At 57.4% G+C, this 25218-nt stretch carries 15 protein-coding genes; 13 read left to right on the top strand and 2 right to left on the bottom strand.

Annotated elements, in window-relative coordinates; genetic code table 11:
* Positions 1 to 182 precede the first annotated feature (182 nt).
* The 4 genes from IEX74_RS12680 to IEX74_RS12695 all read left to right on the top strand — a co-directional run bounded on the left by IEX74_RS12680 (position 183) and on the right by IEX74_RS12695 (position 4784).
* Entirely contained in the window at positions 183 to 1658 is a 1476-nt protein-coding gene (locus IEX74_RS12680) for an NAD(P)-binding protein (protein WP_229755260.1), read from the top strand.
* Complete coding sequence (locus tag IEX74_RS12685) at positions 1655 to 2734, top strand: hypothetical protein (protein WP_229755261.1); 1080 nt, start codon at positions 1655 to 1657, stop codon at positions 2732 to 2734. The genes IEX74_RS12680 and IEX74_RS12685 overlap by 4 nt, the downstream gene beginning before the upstream one ends.
* A gap of 312 nt (positions 2735 to 3046) precedes the next feature.
* Entirely contained in the window at positions 3047 to 4330 is a 1284-nt protein-coding gene (locus IEX74_RS12690) for a PQQ-dependent sugar dehydrogenase (RefSeq protein ID WP_188814360.1), read from the top strand.
* A gap of 46 nt (positions 4331 to 4376) precedes the next feature.
* Positions 4377 to 4784, top strand: a complete 408-nt coding sequence (locus IEX74_RS12695; protein WP_229755262.1) for a c-type cytochrome — start codon at positions 4377 to 4379, stop codon at positions 4782 to 4784.
* Positions 4785 to 4968: 184 nt separating this feature from the next.
* On the opposite strand, the gene IEX74_RS12700 is transcribed toward IEX74_RS12695, so the two are convergent.
* Positions 4969 to 7143: a S9 family peptidase gene (locus tag IEX74_RS12700; protein WP_229755263.1), complete on the bottom strand. Its 2175-nt coding sequence runs from the start codon at positions 7141 to 7143 to the stop codon at positions 4969 to 4971.
* Positions 7144 to 7498: 355 nt separating this feature from the next.
* Between IEX74_RS12700 and IEX74_RS12705 the strand changes: the two genes are divergently transcribed.
* The 9 genes from IEX74_RS12705 (at position 7499) to bglX (ending at position 23836) form a co-directional block, all read left to right on the top strand.
* Positions 7499 to 8143: a sulfite oxidase-like oxidoreductase gene (locus IEX74_RS12705; RefSeq protein ID WP_188814362.1), complete on the top strand. Its 645-nt coding sequence runs from the start codon at positions 7499 to 7501 to the stop codon at positions 8141 to 8143.
* Positions 8136 to 8876: a ferredoxin reductase gene (locus IEX74_RS12710; RefSeq protein WP_188814363.1), complete on the top strand. Its 741-nt coding sequence runs from the start codon at positions 8136 to 8138 to the stop codon at positions 8874 to 8876. The genes IEX74_RS12705 and IEX74_RS12710 overlap by 8 nt, the downstream gene beginning before the upstream one ends.
* Before the next feature lie 876 nt (positions 8877 to 9752).
* Positions 9753 to 11600: a cellulase family glycosylhydrolase gene (locus tag IEX74_RS12715; protein ID WP_188814364.1), complete on the top strand. Its 1848-nt coding sequence runs from the start codon at positions 9753 to 9755 to the stop codon at positions 11598 to 11600.
* Between the two features lie 109 nt (positions 11601 to 11709).
* A complete protein-coding gene (locus tag IEX74_RS12720; protein WP_188814365.1) occupies positions 11710 to 13647 on the top strand; it encodes a 7TM diverse intracellular signaling domain-containing protein in 1938 nt (645 codons plus the stop codon).
* Between the two features lie 540 nt (positions 13648 to 14187).
* Entirely contained in the window at positions 14188 to 17391 is a 3204-nt protein-coding gene (locus tag IEX74_RS12725) for a SusC/RagA family TonB-linked outer membrane protein (protein WP_188814366.1), read from the top strand.
* Positions 17392 to 17413: 22 nt separating this feature from the next.
* Positions 17414 to 18940: a RagB/SusD family nutrient uptake outer membrane protein gene (locus tag IEX74_RS12730; protein WP_188814367.1), complete on the top strand. Its 1527-nt coding sequence runs from the start codon at positions 17414 to 17416 to the stop codon at positions 18938 to 18940.
* Between the two features lie 132 nt (positions 18941 to 19072).
* Positions 19073 to 20320, top strand: coding sequence for a PKD domain-containing protein (locus IEX74_RS12735; RefSeq protein ID WP_188814368.1), 1248 nt, complete (start codon positions 19073 to 19075; stop codon positions 20318 to 20320).
* Between the two features lie 168 nt (positions 20321 to 20488).
* Positions 20489 to 21334, top strand: coding sequence for a glycoside hydrolase family 16 protein (locus IEX74_RS12740; protein WP_188814369.1), 846 nt, complete (start codon positions 20489 to 20491; stop codon positions 21332 to 21334).
* Between the two features lie 234 nt (positions 21335 to 21568).
* Entirely contained in the window at positions 21569 to 23836 is a 2268-nt protein-coding gene (gene bglX, locus IEX74_RS12745; RefSeq protein WP_188814370.1) for a beta-glucosidase BglX, read from the top strand.
* Between the two features lie 132 nt (positions 23837 to 23968).
* On the opposite strand, the gene IEX74_RS12750 is transcribed toward bglX, so the two are convergent.
* The gene (locus tag IEX74_RS12750) at positions 23969 to 25063 is read right to left on the bottom strand and encodes a LacI family DNA-binding transcriptional regulator (protein ID WP_188814371.1); all 1095 of its coding nucleotides are present in this window, start codon (positions 25061 to 25063) and stop codon (positions 23969 to 23971) included.
* Positions 25064 to 25218: the final 155 nt, after the last annotated feature.

A 25218-nucleotide genomic window follows, 5' to 3' on the forward strand; every position in this document is an offset into this window, starting at 1 on the left:
CTTCCCAGGAGAGGAGGCTTGGAAGTGAGGTTTCCCGCCGCGCCTTCTTAGCTCGTGCAAGCGCTGGTCTTATCGGTGTGATGCTTGGACCTAGCTTATTACTAGAATCTTGTGGGTCGGCAACGGCTTCGCGGGGGCATATTCAGGGGACGCTACACGGAGCAAGCCACGTCCTTGGGCACTTGCTGCGGCAGCCGGGTAAACTGCCCGCACCTAGTCGCACGTTGCAGGCAGAAGTGGTGATAGTGGGCGGGGGAGTGGCTGGGCTGGCGGCGAAGCGCTGGCTGCACCGCCAAGAGGTGCACGAGGTGCTGCTGCTAGAATTGGAGGAGCAAGTAGGCGGCAATGCGGCCTCGGGGCACAGCGAAGTATCGGCTTATCCGTGGGGCGCGCACTACCTGCCGGTGCCCGATACGCGCAACCAAGATCTGCTTGATTTCCTGCGCGAAGCGGGCGTCATTACTGGCTACGATGCGGCTACGGGTTTGCCGATTTATAATGAGTACCACCTCTGCCACGACCCAGAGGAACGCCTGAATATCCAAGGGTATTGGCAGTCTGGCCTAGTGCCGGAGCTAGGAGTGCCGGCTGCCGACCGCCAGCAAATAGCTAGGTTTTTCGCCCTGATTGAGCAATTGCGCCAAGCCAAAGGGCACGATGGAAAGGACGCTTTTGCCATTCCCGTCGATCATTCGTCGGCCGACGATACGTTCCGCCAACTCGATCTGCTTTCGTTCGGTGATTACCTGGCGCGGGAGGGCTTCACTTCACCTTATTTGTGCTGGTACCTAGATTATTGCTGTAAAGACGATTATGGTGCTACGACTGCCACGACTTCTGCCTGGGCGGGCCTGCACTACTTTGCCGCGCGCAAAGGTAGCGCCCACAACGCTACTGCTTCCGACGTGCTAACCTGGCCGGAGGGCAACGGCTTTTTGGTGCATCATCTGCGCCGGGCTAGCCCGGAAAACATTCTGCCGCAAACCCTCGCGTATGCCCTTCGTGAAACCTCGGATGGGGTGGAAGTGCTGGCGTATGACGTGAGGGCGCAGCAGAGTGTCCAGCTGAAAGCCAAGCAGGTACTGCTCGCTACCCCGCAATTTGTGACGCAACGGCTGCTGGCCGGTGTGGCCGAAAGCAAGGCGCTTGCTTGTTATCATGCGCCTTGGGTGGTGGCGAACCTAACGGTGGATGGGCTGCCGCAAGGACCTGGTCGGCCGCTGTGCTGGGATAATGTGGTGTACGGCAGTAAGTCGGTAGGCTACGTGAATGCCAACCACCAAGACCTAGCTATGACGGCCGATGAGCGCAAGGTCATTACCCTGTACTGGCCGCTCGCCGACGAAGCGCCCGACCTAGCTCGCCGCGCTGCTTACCAAACCTCGTACGATGAGTGGCTGCAACGTATTATGGCTGAGCTAGAAACGGCGCATCCCGGCGTGACGCCCCACGTAGCACAAGCCGACATCTGGGTGTGGGGCCACGGCATGATTGCACCCACGCCCGGCTTCCTCTGGCACTCGGAGCGCCTTGCGGCGGCTCAGCCGCTACGCCAGAAAATCTTCTTTGCCCATACCGACTTGAGCGGTATGTCCATCTTCGAGGAAGGCTTTTACCAAGGCATCCGAGCGGCGCGCGAAATACTGGCTTCCGCATGAAAGCATTGTTGACCCCCATAGCAGCTAGGTCGCAGGATCGCACCGCCGCTCAGCCCTGGATTCGCTCGATGTGGTTTGATGGGTGGTTCATTCTGAGTCCGCCGTTTCTGTCGCTGTTGGTAGTCATGCTGCTGCCGGCGCAGTTCCGAGCCACGGCACAAATGCCGTTGATGGCGTGGTTTGGGCTGGTGGTGCTGATTGATGTGGCGCACGTGTACAGCACGTTGTTTCGGACGTACTTCGACCCGGTGCGCCGCCAACGGCAGCGCGTGCTGTTTTGGATGGTGCCATTAGGCTGTTACCTAGCCGGAGTAGCGCTGCATTATATGGGAGGATGGCTGTTCTGGCGCGTGTTAGCGTATTTGGCCGTATTTCATTTCATCCGGCAGCAATATGGCTTCCTGCGGCTCTATTCCCACCACGAACCTAGCCCCGGACAAGGCTGGCTTAACACGGCCATTATCTACTACGCCACAATTTACCCGTTGCTCTACTGGCACTTTTCGCCGCCGCGCAATTTCAACTGGTTTGTCGATGGCGACTTTGTGCAGCATGACTGGCCATTTGGGCGCACTGTTGCCACGCTGCTCTATGGTACCCTGCTGCTGATATACCTAGGTAAGGAAATCCGGAGCTGGCAGCGCTTACGCACCTTCAATGTGCCACGTAACTTACTAGTAATAGGTACTTTGGTGTCGTGGTATTTCGGCATCGTGTATTACAACGGCGACCTGGCTTTTACGTTGCTCAACGTGGTGTCGCACGGCATTCCGTACCTGGCTTTGATCTGGACCACCAGCCAGTCGGCTGCCAAGCACCGCAACGGAGCGCGGCCCTGGTGGACGGGGCGTTATGGCATTGCTCTGGTTTTGGGTGTGCTAGGACTGTTGGCTTACGCCGAAGAAGGTCTGTGGGACGGCTTAGTATGGCGTGAGCATGCATCGGTGTTTGGCTGGTTTCAGCAGCTGCCCGCTGTCGAGAGCCACTTATGGCTAACCTTGCTGGTACCGCTGTTGGCGCTGCCACAAGCCACTCATTATGTGCTTGATGGCTTCATCTGGCGGCGTAATAGCTAGAATTGACCTAGCTAGCCGTTGTAGCGTGCACGCTGCCGGTCCGATGCCCAAGGCCTCCAAACGGTTGTCATCTGCGGATAGCTGTAAAAGCTAGGTTCCGCCTCTTGCAAACTACTTTTCTACTGACAACTGGTCAGACGCCCCAGGCGTCGGACCGGTAGGCGTGCCCAATGCGCAGAAGAATTGTAGCTTCGCTGCAACAGAAAGTAATGAGCCAGCTTCCAACCTTCCGGCCCTGCTACGCGTCTGTAGCTTGTGCAAAGTAAGTTATCCATCACCCCTCAAAACGCTCTGAGAAACCAACCTGACACCATGAAAAAAAACTTGACGCGCTACCTGCTGCTCCCGGCTGCCCTCGTCGGAAGCTTGTCCTTGTACGCCCTCACCACTCCGCCCACGCTGGTAGCCGACGCCAACAATGCCGGCCTGAAGCTGCCGACTGGCTTCAGCGCCCTCGTAGTGGCCGAAACCGGCGCCCGGCCCCGCCACCTCACCATCACGCCGCAGGGCAATATTTACGTCAAGCTTAACCGCGTTAATAAGTCTGGGCAGGGTATTCTGATGCTGCAACCCACCAGCGGCGGCAAAGCCGAGGTGAAAACCGGCTTCGGGAATTATGGCGGCACCGGCATGTACTACAAAGACGGCTACCTGTACGCCTCCTCCGATCAGGAAGTATTTCGTTACAAGCTGAATGACAAGGGCGAAGTAACCAACCCGAGCCAGCCGGAGAAAATCGTGACGGGCCTCATCAACCGCCGCCAGCACGAAAGCAAATCCATTGTGCTGGATAATGCGGGCAACGTGTACGTGAACGTCGGGGCGTACTCAAATTCCTGCCAGCAGCGCGACCGGCAGAAAGGCTCCCTAGGTCAGCCGAACTGCCCGATTCTGGATTCGGCGGGCGGCGTTTGGCAGTTCAAGGCCAACCAGATGAACCAGACTTACGGCAACGGTAAGCGCTACGTCACGGGGTTGCGCAACGTGGTGGGCCTCGATTGGAACCAGCAAGATAACCAGCTCTTTGTGATGCAGCACGGCCGCGACCAACTGCACGACATCTTCCCCGACCTTTATGACGCTAAACAGTCGGCGCAGCTACCGGCCGAGTGCATGTACGCGGTGAAGCCAGGCGACAACGCCGGCTGGCCCTACATGTACTACGACCAAGTGCAGCAGAAGAAAATCCTAGCTCCCGAGTACGGCGGCGATGGTAAGAAAGAAGCGGATACCAAATTTATTGACCCCGCCGCGGCTTTTCCCGGCCACATGGCACCCAATGGGCTGCTGTTTTACACCGGCAACATGTTCCCGGAGCGCTATAAAAACGGCGCATTCATCGCCTTCCACGGCTCCTGGAACCGCGCCCCCGAGCCACAAGCCGGCTATTTCGTTGTATTCCAGCCTTTCAAAAACGGCAAGCCGGATGGCAAGTGGGAAGTATTTGCCGATAACTTTGCCGGTGCGCCTGAGAAGGTTGCCTCCGGTCGCGCCGACCACCGCCCGTGCGGCCTGGCCCAGGCACCCGACGGCTCGTTGTATGTCACCGACGACGCAAAGGGCACGATTTACCGCATTTTCTACAATAAGAAGTAACCACCTAGGTATGCAGAAGTTAAGCATCCTGTGCTTCCTCGTTTTCTTGAGTTTGCCGCTAGCGGCGCAGAAGAAACCAGCGCCGAAACCCAAAGCGCCCGCTGCCTCTGCCGGAGCATCGAAGTCGATTGCGGCGGGCAAGCAGATTTATTCGCAGTACTGCCTCAGCTGCCACCAGGCTGATGGGGGCGGGGTGCAGAACATGAACCCGCCGCTGATCAAAACCAGCTACGTGCTCGGCGACAAAACCCGCCTCACGAAGGTGCTGCTCAACGGTTTGCAAGACGTGGACATCGACGGCGAGCCGTACAACAACGTCATGCCCTCCCACGACTTCCTAACCGATCAGCAGATAGCTGACGTGCTGACCTTTGTGCGAAACAGCTTCGGCAATAAAGCCACCGCAGTTAGTGCAGCCGAAGTAAAAGCCGTGCGAGCCGCCAACAAGAAGTAAAAGCTAGGTTGTCTGTCATTCCGAGCTGCGCGAGGAATCTGAGTAACGAACCTAGGTGTCTAACCCAGATTCCTCGCGCAGCTCGGAATGACAGACAACAAAAAAAGCCCCGGAAGACTTCCGGGGCTTTTTTTGTTATAAACACTTGCTGAACAATAATTCAGCTAACAGCTTATAAAGGACCCTAACGGCCGCCGGGCGGGCAGTTATCCTTTAGAAACTTGGTATAAGTAGCAGCCAGGTGGCGACTAGTGCCTTCGCCTTCCGAGATGCTGTGTGTGCGGTTCGGGTACGACATCAGCTGGAACACCTTGCCGTTGCGGATCAGCTCGTTGATCATCTGTTCGGCGTTGTTGTAGTGCACGTTATCATCGCCGGTGCCGTGCACGAGCAGCAGGTTGCCACGCAGGTTTTTGGCGTGGGCCAGGGGCGAGTTGTCCACGAAGTAGTGCTTGTCTTCGGGCACCAGACCCATGTAGCGCTCCTGGTAGATGTTGTCGTAGTTCAGCTGATTATCGACGGCGGCGATGGAAATACCGGTTTTGTAGATCTGCGGGTATTGGAACAGCAGGTTCAGCGTGGACGAGCCGCCGCCGCTCCAGCCCCACACCGCTACGCGGCTGGTGTCTACGAAAGCATTTTTGAGCACTTCCTTAGCACCCATTGCCTGGTCGCGGATGTTCAGGCTGCCGATGTTGTGGTAGATGGCTTTACGGAACTCGCGGCCGCGCGGAGCCGGCGCGCCCCGGTTTTCCAGCGAAGCATAAATGTAGCCATCCTCCGCCATGTTGCCTAGGTACAAGCGGTTGAAGCCCGTGCCGAAACGGTCTGTCACGGTCTGGCTGGCGGGCTCGCCGTACACGTAGAACACGATGGGGTATTTCTTCTTCGGGTCGAAGTTGCTGGGCTTCACCATCCAGCCGTCCAGGGTCACGCCATCCTGGGTTTTTACCTGGAAGAACTCCACTTTGGGCAGCTTGATATTCTGTGCTTGGGCAGGTGTTTCGCCGCCGCTCAAGCGTTGGTGCGCGGGCAACGAGATGACATCGGCCGTCGGGTAAACAGCGCTGCTGGAATACGTGTGCAGAGCTAGCTTGCCGTTGGGCGAAATATCGTAGCTGTGCGAGCCAGCTAGGTTTTGCGGAGTAACGCGCTCAGCCTTACCGCCTTTCAGGGGTACGTGGTAGAGGTAGGTTTGGGTGGCGTTGGTGGGGGAGGCCATGAAGTAGATCTGGCCGCCTTTCTCATCAATCGATTCCAGGCTAATCACGTCGTAGTCGCCTTTGGTTAGGAGCTGCTCCTTGCCTTTGCGGTCGACGGCGTAGAGGTGGCGCCAGCCGTCCTTCTCACTCGACCACACGAAGCGCTTGCCGCCCTGAATCCAATTCCAGCCCACGGCACCTTCTTTGGCATCAACCCACGCTTTGTCGGTTTCGCTGTACAGCGGCTTCACGGCACCGCTGCTGGCGGTGCAAAGCATGAGCTTGCTTTCATTCTGGCGACGATTCAGCTGCTGAAGAATCAGCTCATCGTTGCCGGCCCATTCCATGCGCGGAATGTAGTGCTGCACGGCGTCGCCGGGCACGTCCATCCACTTGGTAGCGCCACCTGCTACCGGCACCACGCCCACGCGGCAGCGGCTCGGGTCTTCACCTACCACCGGGTACTCTACCGGTACGGTGAACGGATACAGCTGATCCGTCGTGTTCAGCATCAGATAGTTGCGCGTCTTGGTAGCGTCGAGCTGCCAGTAAGCTAGCTTCTGCCCGTCGGGTGCCCAGCGGAAACCGTCGCGGCAGTCCAGCTCCTCCTCGTACACCCAGTCGAAGGTGCCGTTGATGAGGCGGTCGGTGCCGTCGGTGGTAAGAGACGTGATGCGGTTGTCGGCCAGGTTCTCGACGTAAAGATTATGTTCGCTCACATAAGCCACTTTGCTGCCATCGGGCGAGAACTTGGCAAACATCAGCGACGACTCCGGCCGACCTTTGCCGAGCTGCGTGAGCTTCTTGCTACCTAGGTCGACCACCCAGTAGTCGCCGCGGGTGTCGTAGCGCCAGACCTTCTTGGTGTTGGTATTGATGAGCACTTTGCGGCCGTCGTCGGAGAAAGCGAAGCGGCGTACTTTCAGCGGTGCCGTCTGGCCTTGCGGTGTTAGTAACTGCTTGTTGATGAGCGTTGTCGACTTGCTGGGGTCACGTGCGTCGAGTTGCACGATTTCGTCATCTTGAGCCCGCATATAGCCGTAGCCATCTTTGGTCCACTGAGTGCCAGGACCGACTTGCGCCCACGCACCCGGCCCGACGGCCAGATGAAGGAAGACGATAATCGCCGCGGCATTGCGCATTAGGGGTTGGATCATGCGAAAAATGAAGTTGTTAAGAGGCTGCAACGAATGATTTAGGAAGACAAGCGTTTTTAGCAGCCCGAATGGAATACGAAAGTAGGTAGTTTTCCAGGTCTGTGACAACCTGAAACAGGACAAGGACAAGGACAAGGACAAGGACAAGGACGCGGTAAGCCGCGGTACGTTGCCTGGCCTGCCTGAGTGCGGACCTCACCCCATCCTCTCGGGGGTGCCAGCCGACCTAGGTTTGTTTAGCAGAACGCACCCCTCTCCCCAAGGAGAGGGGATGGGGGTGAGGTCCGCACCAGAACGACCACCAACTGAATATTTTACTACCTTCCGCCCGTTCACTCTTCAGCTTTGCAACGCTATGGCGGCTTTCTTCAACAAAGGGTTTGGGCGCAAACGTGAATCGACAGCCAGCGACCGGATTCCGCCGGGCCAGTACGAAACCCCCGATTTTCCCGTGCTTTCGGCCGGTCCTACGCCGCGTATCGCGCTGGCCAACTGGACGTTTAAGATGGAAGGCTTGATAGAGGAGCCGGTGCAATGGACGTGGGAGCAGTTCAATGCCTTGCCCCAACAATCGTTCACCACGGATATTCACTGCGTCACGAAGTGGTCGAAGCTCGATACGAAGTGGGAAGGCGTGAGCTTCGACACGCTACTCGAACACGTTAAGCTTCTGCCCGAAGTAAGCCATATAATGGCGTATTCCTACGGCGGCTACACCACCAACGTGCCTCTGGAAGGCCTGCGTAACAGTAAGGGTTTCATTGGCTTACGCTATGACGGCAAGCCGCTGACTCCGGAGCATGGCGGCCCGGCGCGATTGGTAGTGCCGCACCTCTATTTCTGGAAAAGCGCCAAGTGGGTCAACCGGTTGCGCTTTATGGAAGAGGACGAGCCCGGTTTCTGGGAGCGGGGCGGCTACAGCATGTACGGCGACCCGTGGAAGGAGCAGCGCTACCGCTCTGACGATTCCGACTACCAGGCTAGCCTGAACGATGACTAAAGTAGCGTGGCAGCTAGGTCTGGTAAAAGCCATTGTGCAGGAAACACCCCGCATCAAAACCTTCTCGTTGCAGTTGCCCGCCTGGCAACCGCACCTGCCCGGCCAGCACTACGACATGCGCCTCACCACCGAAGACGGCTACCAGGCCGAGCGTAGCTATTCCATTGCCTCGCCCCCGGGGCAGATCGGGGAAATAGACTTGACCATTGAGCTGATTGACGACGGTGAAGTGTCGGCGTACCTGCACGAGGGCGTTGCTGTGGGCGATTCGCTGGAAGTTCGCGGGCCGATTGGCGGCTATTTTGTCTGGCGAAAAGAGCTGCAAACATTGCCGTTGCTGCTGGTAGCGGGTGGCTCGGGCGTGGTACCGCTCATGGCGATGCTGCGCCACCGCGCCCTGATCGGGGCCGCTAACCCCACGGTGCTGCTGTTCAGCGTGCGCACACCCGCCGAAGCCATCTACCGGCAAGAGCTGGAGGCGCTGGCGCAACAAGACAAGCAGTTGACGCTGCTCTTCACCTTCACCCGGCAAGCGCCCGTAGGCTGGACTGGCTACCAGCGCCGCATCGACCGCGCGATGCTGACCGCAATTCTAGGTCGCTTCCCGACGTTGCCGCAGTGCTTTATCTGTGGCCCCACAGCATTGGTAGAACAAGCCGCCAACACGCTGCTCGACCTAGGTCTGTCGGCCGACAGCATCCGTACGGAGCGCTTCGGGCCCACGGGAACCTAGGTGATGTTAAGTACGCGCTACGAACGGGCGGGCTCTGCTGACTGCCTTTCCGTTTTATTAATAAAAATATGGCGGCGGGCAAAGCGTGGGTAGGAACGCGCCAAGGCGCGTTCGTCGTTGAACAGCCTGCGTTGAACAGTCTTTTACGCCAAGACAACCATTTAGCAAGTGGCCCAGCCGACGAACGCGCTGTGGCGCGTTCCTACGACACCACCAAAAATAGTACAGACAACCACCTATTTTTTGGTTGTTTCTTATCTGCTATTGTGCGCTTGAAAGTCAACGGGTATTTCTTTCCCAGGTAGCCGAAAGGAGAGTTTGTGCGTGTGTCGTAAGTGTATAACTATCGTGTTAACTAAATGCAAAAGCTGCTTCTTGGCCATTCTGAGCAGGTTTTGGAGCTTGCTTTTTAAAAGATTACACCAATATATTTGGCCGCATTACTGCTGCTGGAAGTAGTATTGGCTCGCTGTTTTTGCCGAGTAGTTGGGCCAGCTGCTAGGTCCGTCATAGCGCTCAGCCGATCTTCTGCAGACCGCATACCTAGGTTAGAGAACGCCGCCTTTTCCTGCTCTCGGTTCAGGTATTATGCATCAGCGCACTTCTAGAACTCATTCCAAAGCACCTGCAAAAAAGCTGTTGTAAACAGACCGCAAACGTTTGAGGCAACGATGAATGCTTAGCCTTTCTGCCTGAAAATAAATGCGGTAATTGGTTGATATACAAAAGAAACGATTAATAGTAGCGTGAGAAATGACGGTAGAAAGGAGGCAGAGCATCTCTGCCTCTTTTTTCTCTCTGCTCATCGCCCCAACTCTTCTCAAGTAACAGTATATGCAAGGTCTAGAAAGGAGTGCCTCTGTACCACGGCGCTGCATGATACACGCAGTGCTTTATGCTGGTTTACTGGTGGCAATGCTGTTGGTCAACAACTTCTCTACGCTGGCGCAGGGTCTGAGCATGTTGCACGCTGCCGGCACTAAAATGCAAGATGCCAATGGTAAAGAGGTGGTGTTGCGCGGCTTCAATCTAGGTGGGTGGCTACTCCAGGAAAGCTACATTCTGCAAACGGATACCCTGAACTCCCAATGGCGCATCAAGCAGGGAATGCTGCGCACCATGTCGGAGGCGGAGATGGAAGACTTCTACCGGCAGTATCGGGCTAACTACATCACCAAGGCAGATATCGATTTTCTTGCTAAACAAGGCTTTAACTGTGTGCGGCTGCCGTTTCATTACGACTTGTTTCTGACCGCTGCCCAGCGCCACGCCCGCACCGAGGTTATCCGCGACCCCCAAAACGCGAAGAAGCTAGCCGCTTACGTGCAGAGCCTCAGCACCTGGTACGACCAAAATCAGCTCTTCACCGATCAGCGCCTGGAAGGGTTCCGGCAGATTGATAACGTGCTGAGCTGGTGCGCCGCCAACAATATGTACGTGATTTTGGACCTGCACGCGGCCCCCGGTGGCCAGGGCACTGACCGCAACATCAACGACAACTTTCGGCCCCTGGATATGTGGAAACGTCGCGACGCGAAAGGGCGCGCCATCTACCAGGATATCACCGTGCGGTTCTGGGAAAAGCTGGCGGCCCGTTACAAAAATGATGGTCGTGTGGCAATGTATGACCTTGTTAATGAGCCGCATAACCTGAATGCTGCCAACGGCATGTCGCCGGATAATAAGGAGCTGAGCGCCTTTTACGCCCGCCTCATCACCGCCGTGCGGGCCCAGGGCGACCAGCACCTGCTGCTGCTGGAAGGCAACGGCTACGGCAACGAGTACACCAATCTTACGCCCGATAAGCTAGCTATCCGGGACAAAAGCAACCTGGCCTACAACGCGCACCGCTACGGCTGTCCCAACACCGCCGATGCCGCTGACGCTAACCCCAACCAGATCAACCTCATCAAAAATCTGGTAGCCTTCCGCGACCGATGGCAGGTGCCGGTGTGGGTAGGGGAGACGGGCGAAAACTCCAATGATTGGTTTGCGACGGCTGTGCAAATCCTTAAAGATCAGAATATTGGTTGGTGTCACTGGAACATCAAGCGGGTAAACAGTCAGGCAAGCTTGCTGCGCATCAAGCCGTATGGCAGCATCCTGACGCCGGAAGGCCGTGCGGCACTGCTGCACAATGTGCAGTTTGCCAATTGCATACCCAGCCGCGACGTGGTGGCTGCCCTCACGCAGCCGAGCAGCTTCACGGCCCCGTTTGCGCCACTCACCATCCCCGGCACCATCCAGGCCGCCGACTACGACCTAGGTCGCGCCGGCGTAGCGTACCAGGATGCGTACTCGGCGAAAGTAGACTTCAAGGTTGATACGCCCTGGAACTTAGGTGGCGCGTACCGCAATGATGGCGTGGATATTCAGCTTAGCAGCGACTCTCCCAAAAATGGCTTTTCCGTAGGGCACCTTGCCGCCGGCGAATGGCTGAACTACACCGTAAGGGTCGCCTCATCAGGAGCTTACGCCGTGCAGCTGCGGGTGCAGCCGGCCGCAACCCCCGGTCGACTTACCCTGAAGCTAGGTGATGCGGTGGTAGGCACCATTGCCATAAACCAGCAAAGCAATGCTGCTGAATGGCAGACGGTTACCCTGACAACTGCGCCCCTGCCTGCCGGACAGCATACGCTGCGCTTGTGCATCGATCAGCCCGTGGGGCAGATAAGTTGGCTGCGCTTCATGCCGGCAGGTCGCGCCAGCGCTGGCGGTGAGTAGAGCCGGCACCTGGGGTTTTTGTATCTTGAAAAGCACTATGAAACCGATTGTACGCTATTCTCTGACTTACCCTTTCAGAGCTTGTTTGTGCTTGATAGCTAGCGTGTTTATGCTGCTGACTGCCCGGAATACGATGGCAGCACCGCGAGCAGCTGATACCCTGAAAGTGCAAGCCGGCTTAGAAGAAGTCTTTATTGAGCCGGCTTTTTACAGCGTCCTGGAAGACCGTTCAGGCCAACTGACCCTGGCCGACGTGCAAGAGCCGGCGTACGCAGCGCAGTTTGTGCCCGGCGACCAACTACCAACGACGATGGAGCACCAAGGGGCTACTTACTGGCTGCGCCTCATCATACGGGCAAAAGGGCCGCTGGCGCAGCATTGGTACCTGGAATTGCTTGATTCTCATATAAATGACATCGTTTTCTTCCCCCTCACCGATTCTGAGCGGGGGGCAGTGCATACCGGCGCTGACTACCGCCTGACTTCGCGGAAGTTTCCCTACAAGAACTTCCTGTTCCGGCTGCCGCTGGAGTCCGACCAAACGCACACGTACTACCTGCGCCTCGATTCTAACTCCAAAACCAGCTTCCTGAGTCGCCTGCGCACCGAACAGCCGCTGGCTGTGCATTTCCAGACGGAATACGGCCTGCTTGGCGGTTTTTATGGGGTGCTGCTGATTATGGTGGTGTATAATCTCTGCCTCTATCTGTTCATCGGCGAGCAAACCTATTTGCGCTACGTGCTGTACGTGCTCAGCTGTAGCCTGGTGTTTTTGTCGGAGGATGGGCTAGGTTTTCAGTACCTATGGCCTGATTTTCCGGCTCTGAATCAGCTGGTTATTGCGCTGTCTCCGATTCTGCTGCTGTTCACGTTCAGCTACTACGCCCGGCAATTTCTGGATTCGCCCCAGCGCCTGCCCAACTACGATCCGTGGGTGCGCCGCGTCGTGCTGATCAGCGTGGGCGTGCTGCTGCTCGATACTGTGTGGCTGCACTCGGGCTGGGGTTTTTGGTTCTACCTGCTGCCATATGGCATGCTCTACTACGTAGCTATTCTGGTTTGGCGGGGTGGTTTCCGGCCCGCCCGGTTTTTCCTGCTGGCGCACGCGCTGGTCGCCATCAGCGTCTGCTTCCTGATTCTTAGAAAGCTAGGTATCAACACCTTCACTACCACTGCTACCGTGTACAGCATGAACGCGGCCTTCGTGATTGAGGTAGTTGTGCTGTCGTATGCGCTAGGGGAGAAGATCAAGGGAATTAAGGATGCCACCATTCGGGCCCAGGATAAGCTGGTAAAGCAGCTCCGCAAGAAGCACCAGACCCAGCACCTGCTGGTTGAGCAGCTACGGCAGAACCAAGAGCTTAAAGATCAGCTGAATACGGAGCTGGAAGCCCTGGTGGCCCGGCGTACGGAAGAGCTGCGCCAACAAAGCGAGACCATTGCGGCCCAAAACCGGGAGCTGCTGCAAGCCAACGGGCTGCTGGCTTTGCAATCGGCTGCTATTGAGAAGCTTAACATCGATCTGCGGCACGATTTGCAGCAAGCCCAGGAAGCTAGGGTGCTCTCGAAGGAGGTGGATTTTGGCGAATTCAGCCAGATTTATCCGGATAAAGATGCCTGCCTGCGCTACCTGGCGGAGCTGAAATGGAAGAATGGGTACCAGTGTCGGCGGTGCGGTCACGAGAAGTACTGCGACGGTCGGGAACTGCATTCGCGGCGCTGCACGCGCTGCCGCTACGTGGAGTCGGCTACGGCTTACACCTTGCTTCAGAAGTGTAAGTTCTCCACGGTCAAGGCTTTCTATGCGGTGTTCCTGCTTTATACCCACAACGGCAGCTACTCTTCGCAGGAGCTTTCCCGGGTACTCAACCTGCGGCAGGGCACCTGTTGGAGCTTCAGCCAGAAGGTGCTGGAAGCCATGCGCCGGCGCGAGCAGGCCCCCGATTTTGAGGAGAATGAAAGCTGGACCCATGTACTCCTGGATGCCAGCGGTGAGACGGCTGAGGAACCTGTGGAGGAGCAGGATGAGCAACGGGATTTGTCTTAGCAGCTAAATACCGCAAACGATTCCGGAATAAGATAAAAAGTTGAAAAAAGTGTGCTGCTACGGTAAAATTTCTAGTTGTTCTCTAGCCGTAATCGTTGTGGTGGATGTGGGCGCAGAATGAGGGGTTTAAACATGAATAGCGCCTTCTTTACGTGTGCGGTAAGTGCATAAGCAGATTGTGAATAATCCAGAAAACACTGTTTAGAGCCTATTGAGGCTGGTTTTGATGCTTGCATTTGCCAAACAAGTACCAATATATTTGACCCGTTCTGCTCGGCAATCCACCCCGGCTTTCTCCTTGCAGATTCTTCAATGCCCGCTGAAGATATTGTACATCTCAAAGTTGTACTTGTAGCCTAAGTTCTGGTCAGTCCTATCACGGCACTCAAGCCAGGCACGCGTGCTAATTACTTCGAAAACGTTACCGCAAACCATTGCTGCATTCGCTTTTGCTATAAAGTGTCGGCTCGTAATCAGCCGCTTCTACAGTTCTTCTATAGTTCCTCACCACCCTTTTCAACCTTCCCACATCTTCTTTCTATGAACCCAAAAAATTATACACATTCGCTCTGGCGACGAGTGGTATTGCTGGCCGCCCTGGGAGGGCCAGCAGTAGCCTGGCCGGCCAGCGCAGCACCCTTTATTCCCAATGGCCCCTTCACACTGCTCGCCGGCACCGGAGTAGCTGATGTGCCAGTGTCAGGTCGGGTAGTGCAGGCCAACGGCACTGGGCTTCCAGGGGTGACGGTGGTTGTGAAAGGCACCACCCTAGGCACTTCTACCAGCGGCGACGGTTCGTTCTCTTTGAATGTGCCGGAAGGCAGCACGTTGGTAATCAGCTCGGTAGGGTTTATTAAAAAAGAAGTGCCCGTGACAGGTGCCACTTCTAACCTAACCATCAACCTGGTAGAAGACCGCCAGGCGCTGAATGAAGTAGTCGTAGTCGGCTACGGCACGCAGGAGCGCGGCAGCGTAACGGGCGCCATAGCGTCGGTTAATGGCGCGGAGCTGGTGCGTCAGCCGGTTGCGGATGCCACGCAGGCTATTCAGGGCAAAGTTTCGGGCGTGACGATTACCTCTAATGGGGGGGCGCCGGGTGGGGCCGCTGGTACGTCGGTGCGTATCCGCGGGATAACCTCGGCCGGCAACAATAACCCGCTATACGTTATCGACGGCTTTCCGCTGCCCGATGGTGGTGATAATCAGCTTAATGCCATCAGCCCGAATGACATTGAGACGATTGACGTGCTAAAGGACGCCTCCGCCACGGCAATTTACGGGGTGCGCGCCGCCAATGGCGTTGTGATTATCACTACGAAGCGGGGCAAAGCGGGCCGTACTACCTTCAACCTGGATGCGTATCGCGGGGTGCAGGTCGTTGCACGCAAGCTAGATCTGCTTAATGCACAGGAGTATGCGACCATCAACAACGAGTCGCTGCTGGCGGCCGGCAAGCCGATTGCGCTGGATAAGCTGCGCGACCCGGCGGCGCTGGGCGAAGGCACCGACTGGCAGGATCTGCTGTTTCGCCGGGCCAAGATTCAGAACTATTCACTTTCGACTACCGGCGGCAGCGAAAAAGCGCGCTACGCCTTGTCGGGCACGTACTTCCAGCAGGATGGCATTATCCTAGGGACCAACTTCGAGCGCTTTACATTGCGTGCCAATGGTGATGTGCAGGTTGGTAAAATTCTAAAGCTAGGTAACAGCATATCCCTGACGCACCTACGCGACCGGCAGGTGACGAGCAACGGCGGCACAAACGCCGACGGCTCACGGGGCAACACCGAGTACGGCGCGGTACAGCAGCTGCTTCGGATGCCGCCCACGGTGCAGCCCTACCGCCCCGATGGCTACTGGTACCAGCCAAACAGCGCCAACGACAACTTCACGGAGGAAAACCCGCTGGCCACTTCGCAGCGCACCAACCAAAAATTCACCCGCAACCGCGCTATTACGACGTTCTTTGCCGAGCTGGAGCCCCTGAAAGGCTTGCGTTTCCGGACGAACGTGGGCGCTGACCTCATCTTCGACAACTTCAACAGCTTCGCGCCCAAAGGTCCGGAACTGGCCGGCTATACCCAGCGCTACATCACGGCGGGAGCCACGGCAACTTCCAGCTACGCGCCCAGCTACTTGATTGAGAACACGATAACCTACGACAAGCTTTTCGCCGATAAGCACCAGGTAACGCTGCTGGTGGGGCAGTCGGCGCAGGAGTTCAACTTTAGCAACGTGGAGGCCTTCCGCTCGCAGTACCTGCGTAACGACTTGCAGGTAATCAATGCGGGCCCGATTAACTCGCTGTTGAACAACGCGGGCCGCATCGACCCGCCCCGACGCCTGGCCAGCTACTTCAGCCGTCTCAACTACGAGTTTGCGGGCAAGTACATCTTCCAGGCTACCGCCCGCTACGACGGATCTTCGCGGTTTCAAAAGGGTGAGAAGTTCGGCTTCTTCCCCGGCGCCTCCGCTGGCTGGCGCATTTCGGAAGAGGATTTCCTGAAAGGCAACAGCAAGATCAGCAACCTCAAGCTGCGCGTTGGCTACGGCCGCGTGGGTAATGAGCTGAACGCTGGCCGTTTCGCTTACCTGAACTCGATCAACTTTGGCATTACGTACCCATTCGGGCCGGATGGCACCATCAATACGGGTGGCGCGCCAACCCGTTTGCGCAACACCGACCTGCGCTGGGAATACAACGACCAGGCAAACATTGGCTTGGACCTAGGTCTGCTGGACAACCGCTTCGAAGCGAGCATTGACCTTTACAGCCGCAACTCGCCGAACCTGATTGCGCCGGTGCCGCCGTCGCTCGTATCGGGGACTTACGAAGCGGTGAACCGCAACGAGCCTTCGGCTTATAATAAAGGTATCGACGTGGGCCTGACGTCGCACAACTTCATTGGGGGCGATCAGGAACTGACGTGGACAACGACGCTGAACGTATCGGCTTACAAAACGCGTCTGGAAAAGCTAGGTATGGGCGTGCCTTATAACGGTCTGTCGTCCTTGAGCGGCACTATCGTGCGCTACGACGTGAACCAGGCGTTCGGCTCATTCTACGGCTATGTGGCTGATGGTCTGATTCAAACGCAGGAAGAGCTGAATACGCTGAATGCCGGCGCGAACGTGAATAATCCTAAAAACGACAAGTTCTACCAGACCAATGGCACGGGCCCCGGCGACATCAAGTTCCGCGACCTGAACGGCGACGGCCTCATCACCGATGCCGACCGGAAGTTTATCGGCAATCCGAACCCGAACTTCACGTTTGGTCTCACCAACAACCTGAACTACAAGGGATTTGACCTAAGCTTCTTCATTCAGGGCGTGCAGGGCAACGACGTGTACAACCTGAACCGCTACATCACGGAAAGCGCGCTGTTCAGCACCACCAACGGCACCACGCGCATCCTGAACCGCTGGACTGGCCCCGGCACCAGCAACGACATACCGCGCGCCATCAACGGCGACCCCAACAACAACCTGCGGGTGTCGACCCACTTCATCGAGGATGGCTCCTACGTGCGCCTCAAAAACCTGACGCTCGGCTACACGCTGCCCAAGAGCCTGATGAGCCGGATTTCGGCCTCGCAACTGCGCGTGTACTTCACCGCTCAAAACCTGGTGACGCTGACCAAATACACGGGCTACGACCCGGAGGTGAGCGCCAGCGGCGTCGACCTAGGTATTTACCCGCAAGCGCGCGTGTTCATCGGCGGCCTGAACATTGGGTTCTAATCCTTATTCCCACCCTTTCATCATGACTATCTCAAAATTTACGTGCGGCGCTTTTTTGTTGTCGCTGGGGCTGCTGACCGGCTGCGGGGAGAAGTTTCTGGAGGAAGCTCCCTCAGACCAGGTAACGGACGCCAACTTTTACCAGAGCCAACAGGATGCCATTCAGGCTACTAACGCAGCCTATAGCGAGTTAACCAAGGAAGGCCAGTACAACCTAGCTATGTGGGCCTTCGACATCATGGCCGACAATTCGGTGTCGGGCGGCGACGATGGCAACGACGCCATCGAGTACAAGCAGCTCGAAGCCTTCAGCATTCCCACCACGAACATTGTGGCCACTCGCCTCTGGGGCGGCTGTTTCATCGGCATTCAGCGGGCCAATATTGTGTTGCAGAAAGTGCCGGGCATTGCCAACATGGATCCTGCCATTCAGAAGCGCTGCCTGGGCGAGGCGCAGTTCCTGAGGGCCAAGTTCTACTTCGATTTGGTGCGGGTATACGGCGACGTGCCGCTGTTTACGGCTCCGCCCACTACCCCGGCAGAAGTGAACATTCCGCGCACACCGGTCGCCGACGTGTACAAGCAAATCGAGCAAGACCTGATCGATGCTATCGGCAACCTGCCGGCTTCCTACAGCGGCGCCGACCTAGGTCGGGCGACTAAATGGGCGGCGACGGGCTTGCTGGCCAAGGTTTACATCACCGAAGGCAAGAAAACCGAAGCCGCCCAGCGCGCCCGTGAGGTAATCAATGGCTCGGGCAAGAGCTTGTGGGCCAACTACGCCGACAACTTTAAAGTAGCCAACGAGAACGGGAAAGAGTCGCTGTTTGAGGTTCAGTACGTGAACGGGCGTAATGAATACGAGCGCAACAACGTCGGCTCAGCGATGAACGAGTTCTTCGGTCCGCGTGGCGCCAACCAAACACCCGGCAGCGGCTACGGCTTCAACGTGCCCGAGCCCGACTTCGTGAACGGCTATGAGGCCGGCGATACGCGCAAAGCCGCTACCGTCTGGGTGCCCGGCGACGTGTATCCGGACGGCGGCAAGCAGTCGGCGCGGGCTACCGGCTCCCCGTTTGGCTACAACGTCAAGAAGTGGTTTGTGGGCAAGGTGAATACCAACATCTGGGATTCGCCGCTCAACGTGCCGGTGCTCCGGCTTGCCGAGATGTACCTGATTCTGGCCGAAGCCGTCGGCCCAACGACGGAAGGCTTGGAAGCCATCAACAAAGTGCGCCGCCGGGCGTTCGGCCTCGACATCAACACGCCCTCGGCGGCCCACGACCTAACGGCCGGCACCTCCGACTTCACAGCGGCCGTGCTGCGGGAGCGCAAATACGAGCTGGCATTTGAGTTTGATCGGTGGTTTGACTTAAAGCGCTATAATGGAACGCCTTACGGCCTGATACCCGTGCTGACGGCGCAATCCAACTACCTGGCCGGCCTGGGTATTCAGCGGGGCAAACCCACCGAAACCAACCTTGTGCTGCCCATTCCGCAGTCTGAGATTGATGCCAACCCCGGCCTGAAGCAAAACCCTGGCTACTAAGCCGCTTTTCCAAAAGAGCCGCCTTGTCATTCCGAGAGAAGCAAGGAATCTGAGCAACGAACCTAGGTTTTAACCTGGATTCCTCGCGCAGCTCGGAATGACAGACGCGCTATTCAGCTGACAATCATTTATATGAGACATACATGGACGAAAGCGGCCTGGGTTGTACTTGCCAGTCCGCTGCTTTTTACCGCCTGCGAGAAGGACGACCACGGCAAGCTGGAAGGCGCGCTACCGGCACCTAGCTTCAGCAGCGCCGTTAATGCCACCCAATTTCCCGTAACGGTCACCTTCACCGATAACACCCAGAACGCGTTTGTGACGCAGTGGGAATTCGGCGACGGCACCATTGGCAAAGGGTCGCCCGCTACCCACACCTACAACACGCCCGGCACCTACAAAGTCCGCCTGAACGCCTCGGGAAAGGGCGGCTACAATGCCACGCCGCTGGCCGATGTGATAGTGCCCACGGCTTGCGGCAACACGGGCTTTGCGGCGCTGGTTGGCTGCAACGGTACTGCTCCGTCGGCGCGGGTCTGGACGTTCTCGGCCGCTGCTGGCGCCATTAAGCGCCTCGATGCCAACAATAACGTCATCTCCTCATCGGCGGCTAACTCGCTGGCTTCCTGCCAGGCCGATGACCAGTTCACGTTCAGTGGCAGCTCCTTCACGATGACTTACACGGCCAACAACGCCTGCGGCTCGGAAGTGGCGGGCTCTTCGGGGTTCGTCTACAAGCCGGGCAGCAACGGCAGCCTAGGTCAGATTGTGCTGGGCACCGCCGGCGCCTTCGTCGGCGAAAATGTGGCTGTGCCGAACCAAACCTACGACATCATGGAGGCGAGCAGCACGCTGTTGCGCCTGCGTGGCACGTTGGCTAATGGTACCAAAACCGAAGTAACGCTGGTGCCCTTCGATGCCGTGACCCGCGTGAAGCAGCTGCTCACGGCTGGCACCCAGAAAACGTGGATGCTGGATAACTCGCAGTCGGCCGCTATTACCGTGGGCACGGAAGCGCTGCCAACCGACTACTACCCAGGTGGTGCCGCTGGCAGTCTGCCGCCTTGCCAGGCCGACGACGAGTTCACCTTCTCCGCCAGCGACGTGTACACCTACGATGCCAAGGCTGAAACGCTGGTTGCGGGTGGTGTTGGCTGCTCGGCCCCGCGCTCTACTACTTCCCCCATGACCTTCGGCCCGGCCGATGGCACCGGGCTGGCCCAGTTCGTATTCAGCAAAGCCGGCACGTTCATCGGCATCACCGACGCGCCGGACCTGACGTACCGCATCCTGTCCATCACGGATAAGAATATGGTGCTGCGGGCAGGAGCTGGTAAAAGTGGAGCTACTGTCTTTACCATGAAGCTAGTAGCCAAATAGTTATTGCGGAGCCGGCCGAGCTGTCATTGCGAGCTGAGCGAAGAATCTGAGTAATGAACCTAGGTTTCTAACCCAGATTCCTCGCTCAGCTCGCAATGACAAATCTGCCGGCTTTGCTTTTTCCATAGCATGAAAAATCTACTCGCCTCTTTCTCATTTCAACCTCGTATGACGGCAACCAGTCTGCTGCTGGCCCTGAGTCTGCTGGCTTGCACCGAATCCAAAAAGCCCGACATCCCGGCGCCAACGCCTGCGCCCGGCGCCACTGAAGCCAATGCCCAGGCCAAAGACTACGATCAGTACACCGAACTGAAGTGGAGTGATGAGTTCGACGGTGGCGGTGCCGTAGATCCTACGAAGTGGACTGCCGAAATCGGGGGCAGCGGCTGGGGCAACAACGAGCTGGAATACTACACCAACTCAACGGAAAATGCCTACGTGAGCGGCGGCAGCCTGATTATTCAGGCGCAAAAGCAAAGCCAGGGCGGCCGCGACTACACCTCGGCCCGCCTCATCACGAAGGGCAAGCAAAGCTTCACGTTTGGGCGCATCGATGTGCGGGCCAGGTTGCCGAAGGGCAAAGGCGTTTGGCCGGCCATCTGGATGCTAGGTAGCAACATCGACCAGAACAGCTGGCCCGCGTGCGGCGAAATCGACATTATGGAGTTGCGCGGCCAGGAGCCGAATAAGATCCTCTCAACCATGCACTTCGGCAATAGCGCGGCCGACCACCGCTACAAGGGGACCGACATCACGCTGCCCAGCGGCAACTTCTCCGACGATTACCACCTGTTCTCCATGATCCGCAGCCAGGATCAGATGCGCTTCTTCCTCGACGGCAAGCTGTACTACACCTTCACCAGCGGCGACGCCTCGCCGTACCCGTTCAACAATCCGTTCTTCGTCATTCTGAACGTGGCCGTGGGCGGCGACTTCCTAGGCAACCCGGATGCTACCACGGTATTCCCGCAGCAGATGGCCGTGGACTACGTGCGCTTCTACCAGTATAAATAAAGTTGTCGTTCTGGCGTCCCAAGGTTGAAACCCTGGGCTACGGAGGGGGTTCTGCATCCTCGCTGAATAGCCCAGGGTTTCAACCTTGGGATGATAGAATGGCGATGCCTAGAGCGTCTGACCGGCCTAACGCCGCAGATCATTAAAAACCATCACCAGACTAAGACCTAGGTTTGGCGGCGCCTACTGCGGTGTGCTGCTAAACCTAGGTCTTGGCCTATCCAATTATTTCGTATGCCCGAACTTTCCCGCCTTTTGCTGGGCGCGAGCCTGGCAGCCAGCGTGCTGCTCTTATCCCCAACTGCCGCCCACGCCCAGAAAACCAAAAAGCTAGCTTCTGCCTCCGCCAAAACCATTGACCAGCGCCTCGACGAGCTGCTGGGGCAAATGACATTGGAGGAAAAAATCGGCCAGCTCAACCAGTACACTGGCGACGCCGCCACCGGTCCGGCAGTGACCGACAACAATAAGCTCGGCCAGATTCGCAGTGGCCAGGTCGGCTCTATGCTGAACGTGAAAGGTGCCGCCCGCACCCGCGCTCTGCAAACCGAGGCGTTGAAGTCGCGCCTGGAAATTCCGCTGCTGTTTGGCCTTGATGTTATTCACGGCTACCAGACCACGTTCCCGATTCCGCTGGGCGAGGCGGCTTCCTGGGACCTGGCCGCCATTCGGCAATCGGCGCACATAGCGGCGCGCGAGGCCGCTGCGGCTGGTCAGCACTGGACGTTTGCGCCGATGGTGGATATTGCCCGCGACCCGCGCTGGGGCCGCGTAATGGAAGGCGCGGGCGAAGATCCGTACCTAGGTTCGCTGATTGCCAAAGTCCGCGTGCTGGGTTTTCAGGGCGAAAACCTAGGTGGCACCGATGCCGTGATGGCCTGCGCCAAGCACTTCGCCGCCTACGGTGCTGCCATCGCCGGCCGCGACTACAACACCGTGGATATGAGCCGGCGCACGCTCTGGGAAACCTACCTGCCGCCCTTCAAAGCCGCCCTCGATGCCGGAGCCGCCACCTTCATGAACTCCTTTAATGAACTGGACGGCATTCCGGCCACCGGTAACCGCTACTTGCAGCGCGACATCCTGAAGGGCCAGTGGAATTTCCAGGGTTTTGTGGTCAGTGACTGGGGCTCGATTGGTGAGATGATTGCCCACGGCTACGCGAAAGACAACAAAGAAGCTGCGCTACAGGCCATTACCGCCGGCAGCGACATGGACATGGAAAGCCGCAGCTACATGCCCAATCTGCCCGCACTGGTGCGCGAAGGCAAGGTGCCGGAAGCGCTGGTGAACGATGCCGTGCGCCGCATTCTGCGCAAGAAATTCGAGCTAGGCCTCTTCGACGATCCATACAAGTTTTCGGATGAGAAGCGTGAGAAACAGGTGCTGGCCGATCCGCAGAGCCGCACCACCGCCCGCGACGTGGCCCGCAAATCCATTGTGCTGCTGAAAAACGAGAACAACGTGCTGCCGCTGTCGAAGCAAACCAAGACCGTTGCCATCATTGGGCCGCTGGGTCAGAGCAAGCGCCAGCACCTAGGTTTCTGGAACGTGTCGGAAGACTCGACGCAGGTGGTGAGCCTGTACGAAGGCTTGCAGAACAAACTAGGTAAGAGCGCGAAGCTGCTCTACGCCAAGGGCTGCGGTATCACTGGCGATTCGCAGGCGGACTTTGCCGCCGCCGTGCAAACCGCCCAGCAAGCCGACGTAGTGGTAATGGCCGTGGGCGAAGCCCGCGACATGAGTGGCGAGGCCAAGTCGCGCGCCGAAATCTACTTGCCGGGTCAGCAGGAGGCGCTCATCAAAGCCATTGTGCAGACCGGCAAGCCGGTGGTGGTGCTCGTGATGGCCGGTCGTCCGCTCATTTTCAACTGGACCGCCGACCACGCACCGGCCATTCTTTACACGTGGTGGCTAGGTTCGGAAGCTGGCAACGCCATGGCCGATGTGCTGGTGGGCGACTACAACCCAGCCGGCAAGCTGCCCATGAGCTTTCCGCGTTCATTGGGGCAAATTCCGATTTTCTACGCGGCCAAAAGTACCGGCCGGCCCTCCAAAAACGAGCAGGATATCAACTACCGCTCGGCTTACCTCGACATGCCGAATGCGCCCCGCTATGCCTTCGGCTACGGTCTTAGCTACACCACTTTCGACTACAGCAATCTGACGCTCAATACTAAGCAGCTCAAGAAAGCCGATAAGCTCACCGTCAGCTTTACGCTCACCAACAAAGGCAAGTACGCCGGCGAGGAAGTCGCGCAGCTGTATTTGCGGGACGTGGTGGCCAGCGTCACGCGCCCGGTGAAAGAGCTGAAAGACTTCCAGAAAGTCATGCTCAAGCCCGGCGAGAGCAAGACGCTTACCTTCACCATCGACCAGGAAAAGCTAGCTTTCTATAACCCCGACATGAAGTGGACCACCGAACCCGGCGAGTTCCGCCTGATGATCGGCAGCGCCTCAAGCGATATTCGGCTGGAGGATACGTTTGAGCTGGTGGACTAGCGCCAAGCTACAAAGCCCGTCATGCTGAGCTTGCCGAAGCATCTCTACCGCACTAGTAAACCTGATGATTGGAGTTACTTTGGCGGTAGAGATGCTTCGACAAGCTCAACATGATGTTCTTCCTAAGTAAGCCTACTTATCCAAATAATACTGCAAGTTCTCCTTCGTAATGATATCAAGCGGCAGATACTTGATGGGCTGCACTTCTTTCTTGAAAAACAACTGGTCGGCTAGGGCGTAAATGCCCCGGTAGCCCTGCTTTTTGGGGTTCTGATTGATCAGAAAGTCAATCACGTTCTCCTTGAGAAAATGAATGTTTTTTTCCAGTAAGTCGTAGCCAACCAGCCGAATATCCTCGCGGCGGTAGGCTTGCAGGTAGGGCGCAATTTCGTAGGCTTTGGAGGTGCTCACGAAGATTCCCTTGAGTTGGGTTTGCTCGTCGTCCAGCAACCGGTTCAGCTGTCGGGCAAACGACGGATCGGCCGGGTCCGGCAGGTCGATGCTGATGACGTTGTACTGACTCCTGGGTTGTTCGGGCTCCGGCTCTGACTGGGTGGCGGTGAGCTGCGCGAAGTAGTCGCGGAAGCCTTTCTCCTTCTGACTGATGTGCACCGAGTTGGCAATATCCTCGGCGATGTGCGCAACCAGGAACGTGCCCGCCTGCGCCTGCCCAAACTGCACGAGCTTGCCGGCCAGAAAACCGCTCTGGTAGGAATCCTGCCCAACGTAGCTTAGGGATTGAACCTCCGCGATGTACGTGTTGAACATCACGTACGGAATCTGCTGCTGCTGCCACTGCTCAAAGAGCCCCAGCGACTCGCGGTAGAACAGCGGCGCAATCAGGATGCCGTCGGGGGCCGAGAGCGTGGCCGCCTGCGCCTGCTCCAGGAAAGAGTCGACCTGGTTCAGATTATAGGAATACGTGGTGACGGTGAGGCCGTACTGCTTCAGCTCCCGCGAGGCTTTTTCGATGCCTTGCCAGGGCGCGTGCCAGTAAGGGTCGAGCGTGTGGTCAGGTTGAATGACGGCCAGCCGGTAGGTGCGGTTCGAACCTAGGGTGCGCGCAATCATGTTGGGCTCGTACTCCAGCTCCTTCATCATTTGCAGCACCTTCTGCCGCACATCCTCCGCCACCCGGCCCCGGTTGTGCAGAACCCGGTCGACGGTTCCGACCGAAACGTTTGCTTTGGCCGCTATATCCTTAATCCGTACCGCGTTCTTTCCCATAATTCGACTCCATAATTTGAAAACCTGGCAAAAATAGGACAGGAAGAGCAGAGCCAGCCAAGTTAAACGAAAGCGCTAGGTGATGGACAATTAAATTACGGCTACTGACCTAGGTAGCACGTCATTCCGAGCTAAGCGAGGAATCTGGTATGCAG

This window comes from Hymenobacter cavernae (assembly GCF_014641455.1).
Lineage (GTDB): Bacteria > Bacteroidota > Bacteroidia > Cytophagales > Hymenobacteraceae > Hymenobacter > Hymenobacter cavernae.

What these genes read in the sequence shown, in the direction of transcription:
- IEX74_RS12690 (WP_188814360.1), top strand. Translation starts at nt 3,047, where the DNA reads ATGAAAAAAAACTTGACGCGCTACCTGCTGCTCCCGGCTGCCCTCGTC.
- IEX74_RS12740 (WP_188814369.1), top strand. Translation starts at nt 20,489, where the DNA reads ATGACGGCAACCAGTCTGCTGCTGGCCCTGAGTCTGCTGGCTTGCACC.
- IEX74_RS12700 (WP_229755263.1), bottom strand. Translation starts at nt 7,143, where the DNA reads ATGATCCAACCCCTAATGCGCAATGCCGCGGCGATTATCGTCTTCCTT.
- bglX (WP_188814370.1), top strand. Translation starts at nt 21,569, where the DNA reads ATGCCCGAACTTTCCCGCCTTTTGCTGGGCGCGAGCCTGGCAGCCAGC.
- IEX74_RS12725 (WP_188814366.1), top strand. Translation starts at nt 14,188, where the DNA reads ATGAACCCAAAAAATTATACACATTCGCTCTGGCGACGAGTGGTATTG.
- IEX74_RS12735 (WP_188814368.1), top strand. Translation starts at nt 19,073, where the DNA reads ATGAGACATACATGGACGAAAGCGGCCTGGGTTGTACTTGCCAGTCCG.
- IEX74_RS12720 (WP_188814365.1), top strand. Translation starts at nt 11,710, where the DNA reads ATGCTGCTGACTGCCCGGAATACGATGGCAGCACCGCGAGCAGCTGAT.
- IEX74_RS12685 (WP_229755261.1), top strand. Translation starts at nt 1,655, where the DNA reads ATGAAAGCATTGTTGACCCCCATAGCAGCTAGGTCGCAGGATCGCACC.
- IEX74_RS12710 (WP_188814363.1), top strand. Translation starts at nt 8,136, where the DNA reads ATGACTAAAGTAGCGTGGCAGCTAGGTCTGGTAAAAGCCATTGTGCAG.
- IEX74_RS12750 (WP_188814371.1), bottom strand. Translation starts at nt 25,063, where the DNA reads ATGGGAAAGAACGCGGTACGGATTAAGGATATAGCGGCCAAAGCAAAC.
- IEX74_RS12715 (WP_188814364.1), top strand. Translation starts at nt 9,753, where the DNA reads ATGATACACGCAGTGCTTTATGCTGGTTTACTGGTGGCAATGCTGTTG.
- IEX74_RS12730 (WP_188814367.1), top strand. Translation starts at nt 17,414, where the DNA reads ATGACTATCTCAAAATTTACGTGCGGCGCTTTTTTGTTGTCGCTGGGG.
- IEX74_RS12705 (WP_188814362.1), top strand. Translation starts at nt 7,499, where the DNA reads ATGGCGGCTTTCTTCAACAAAGGGTTTGGGCGCAAACGTGAATCGACA.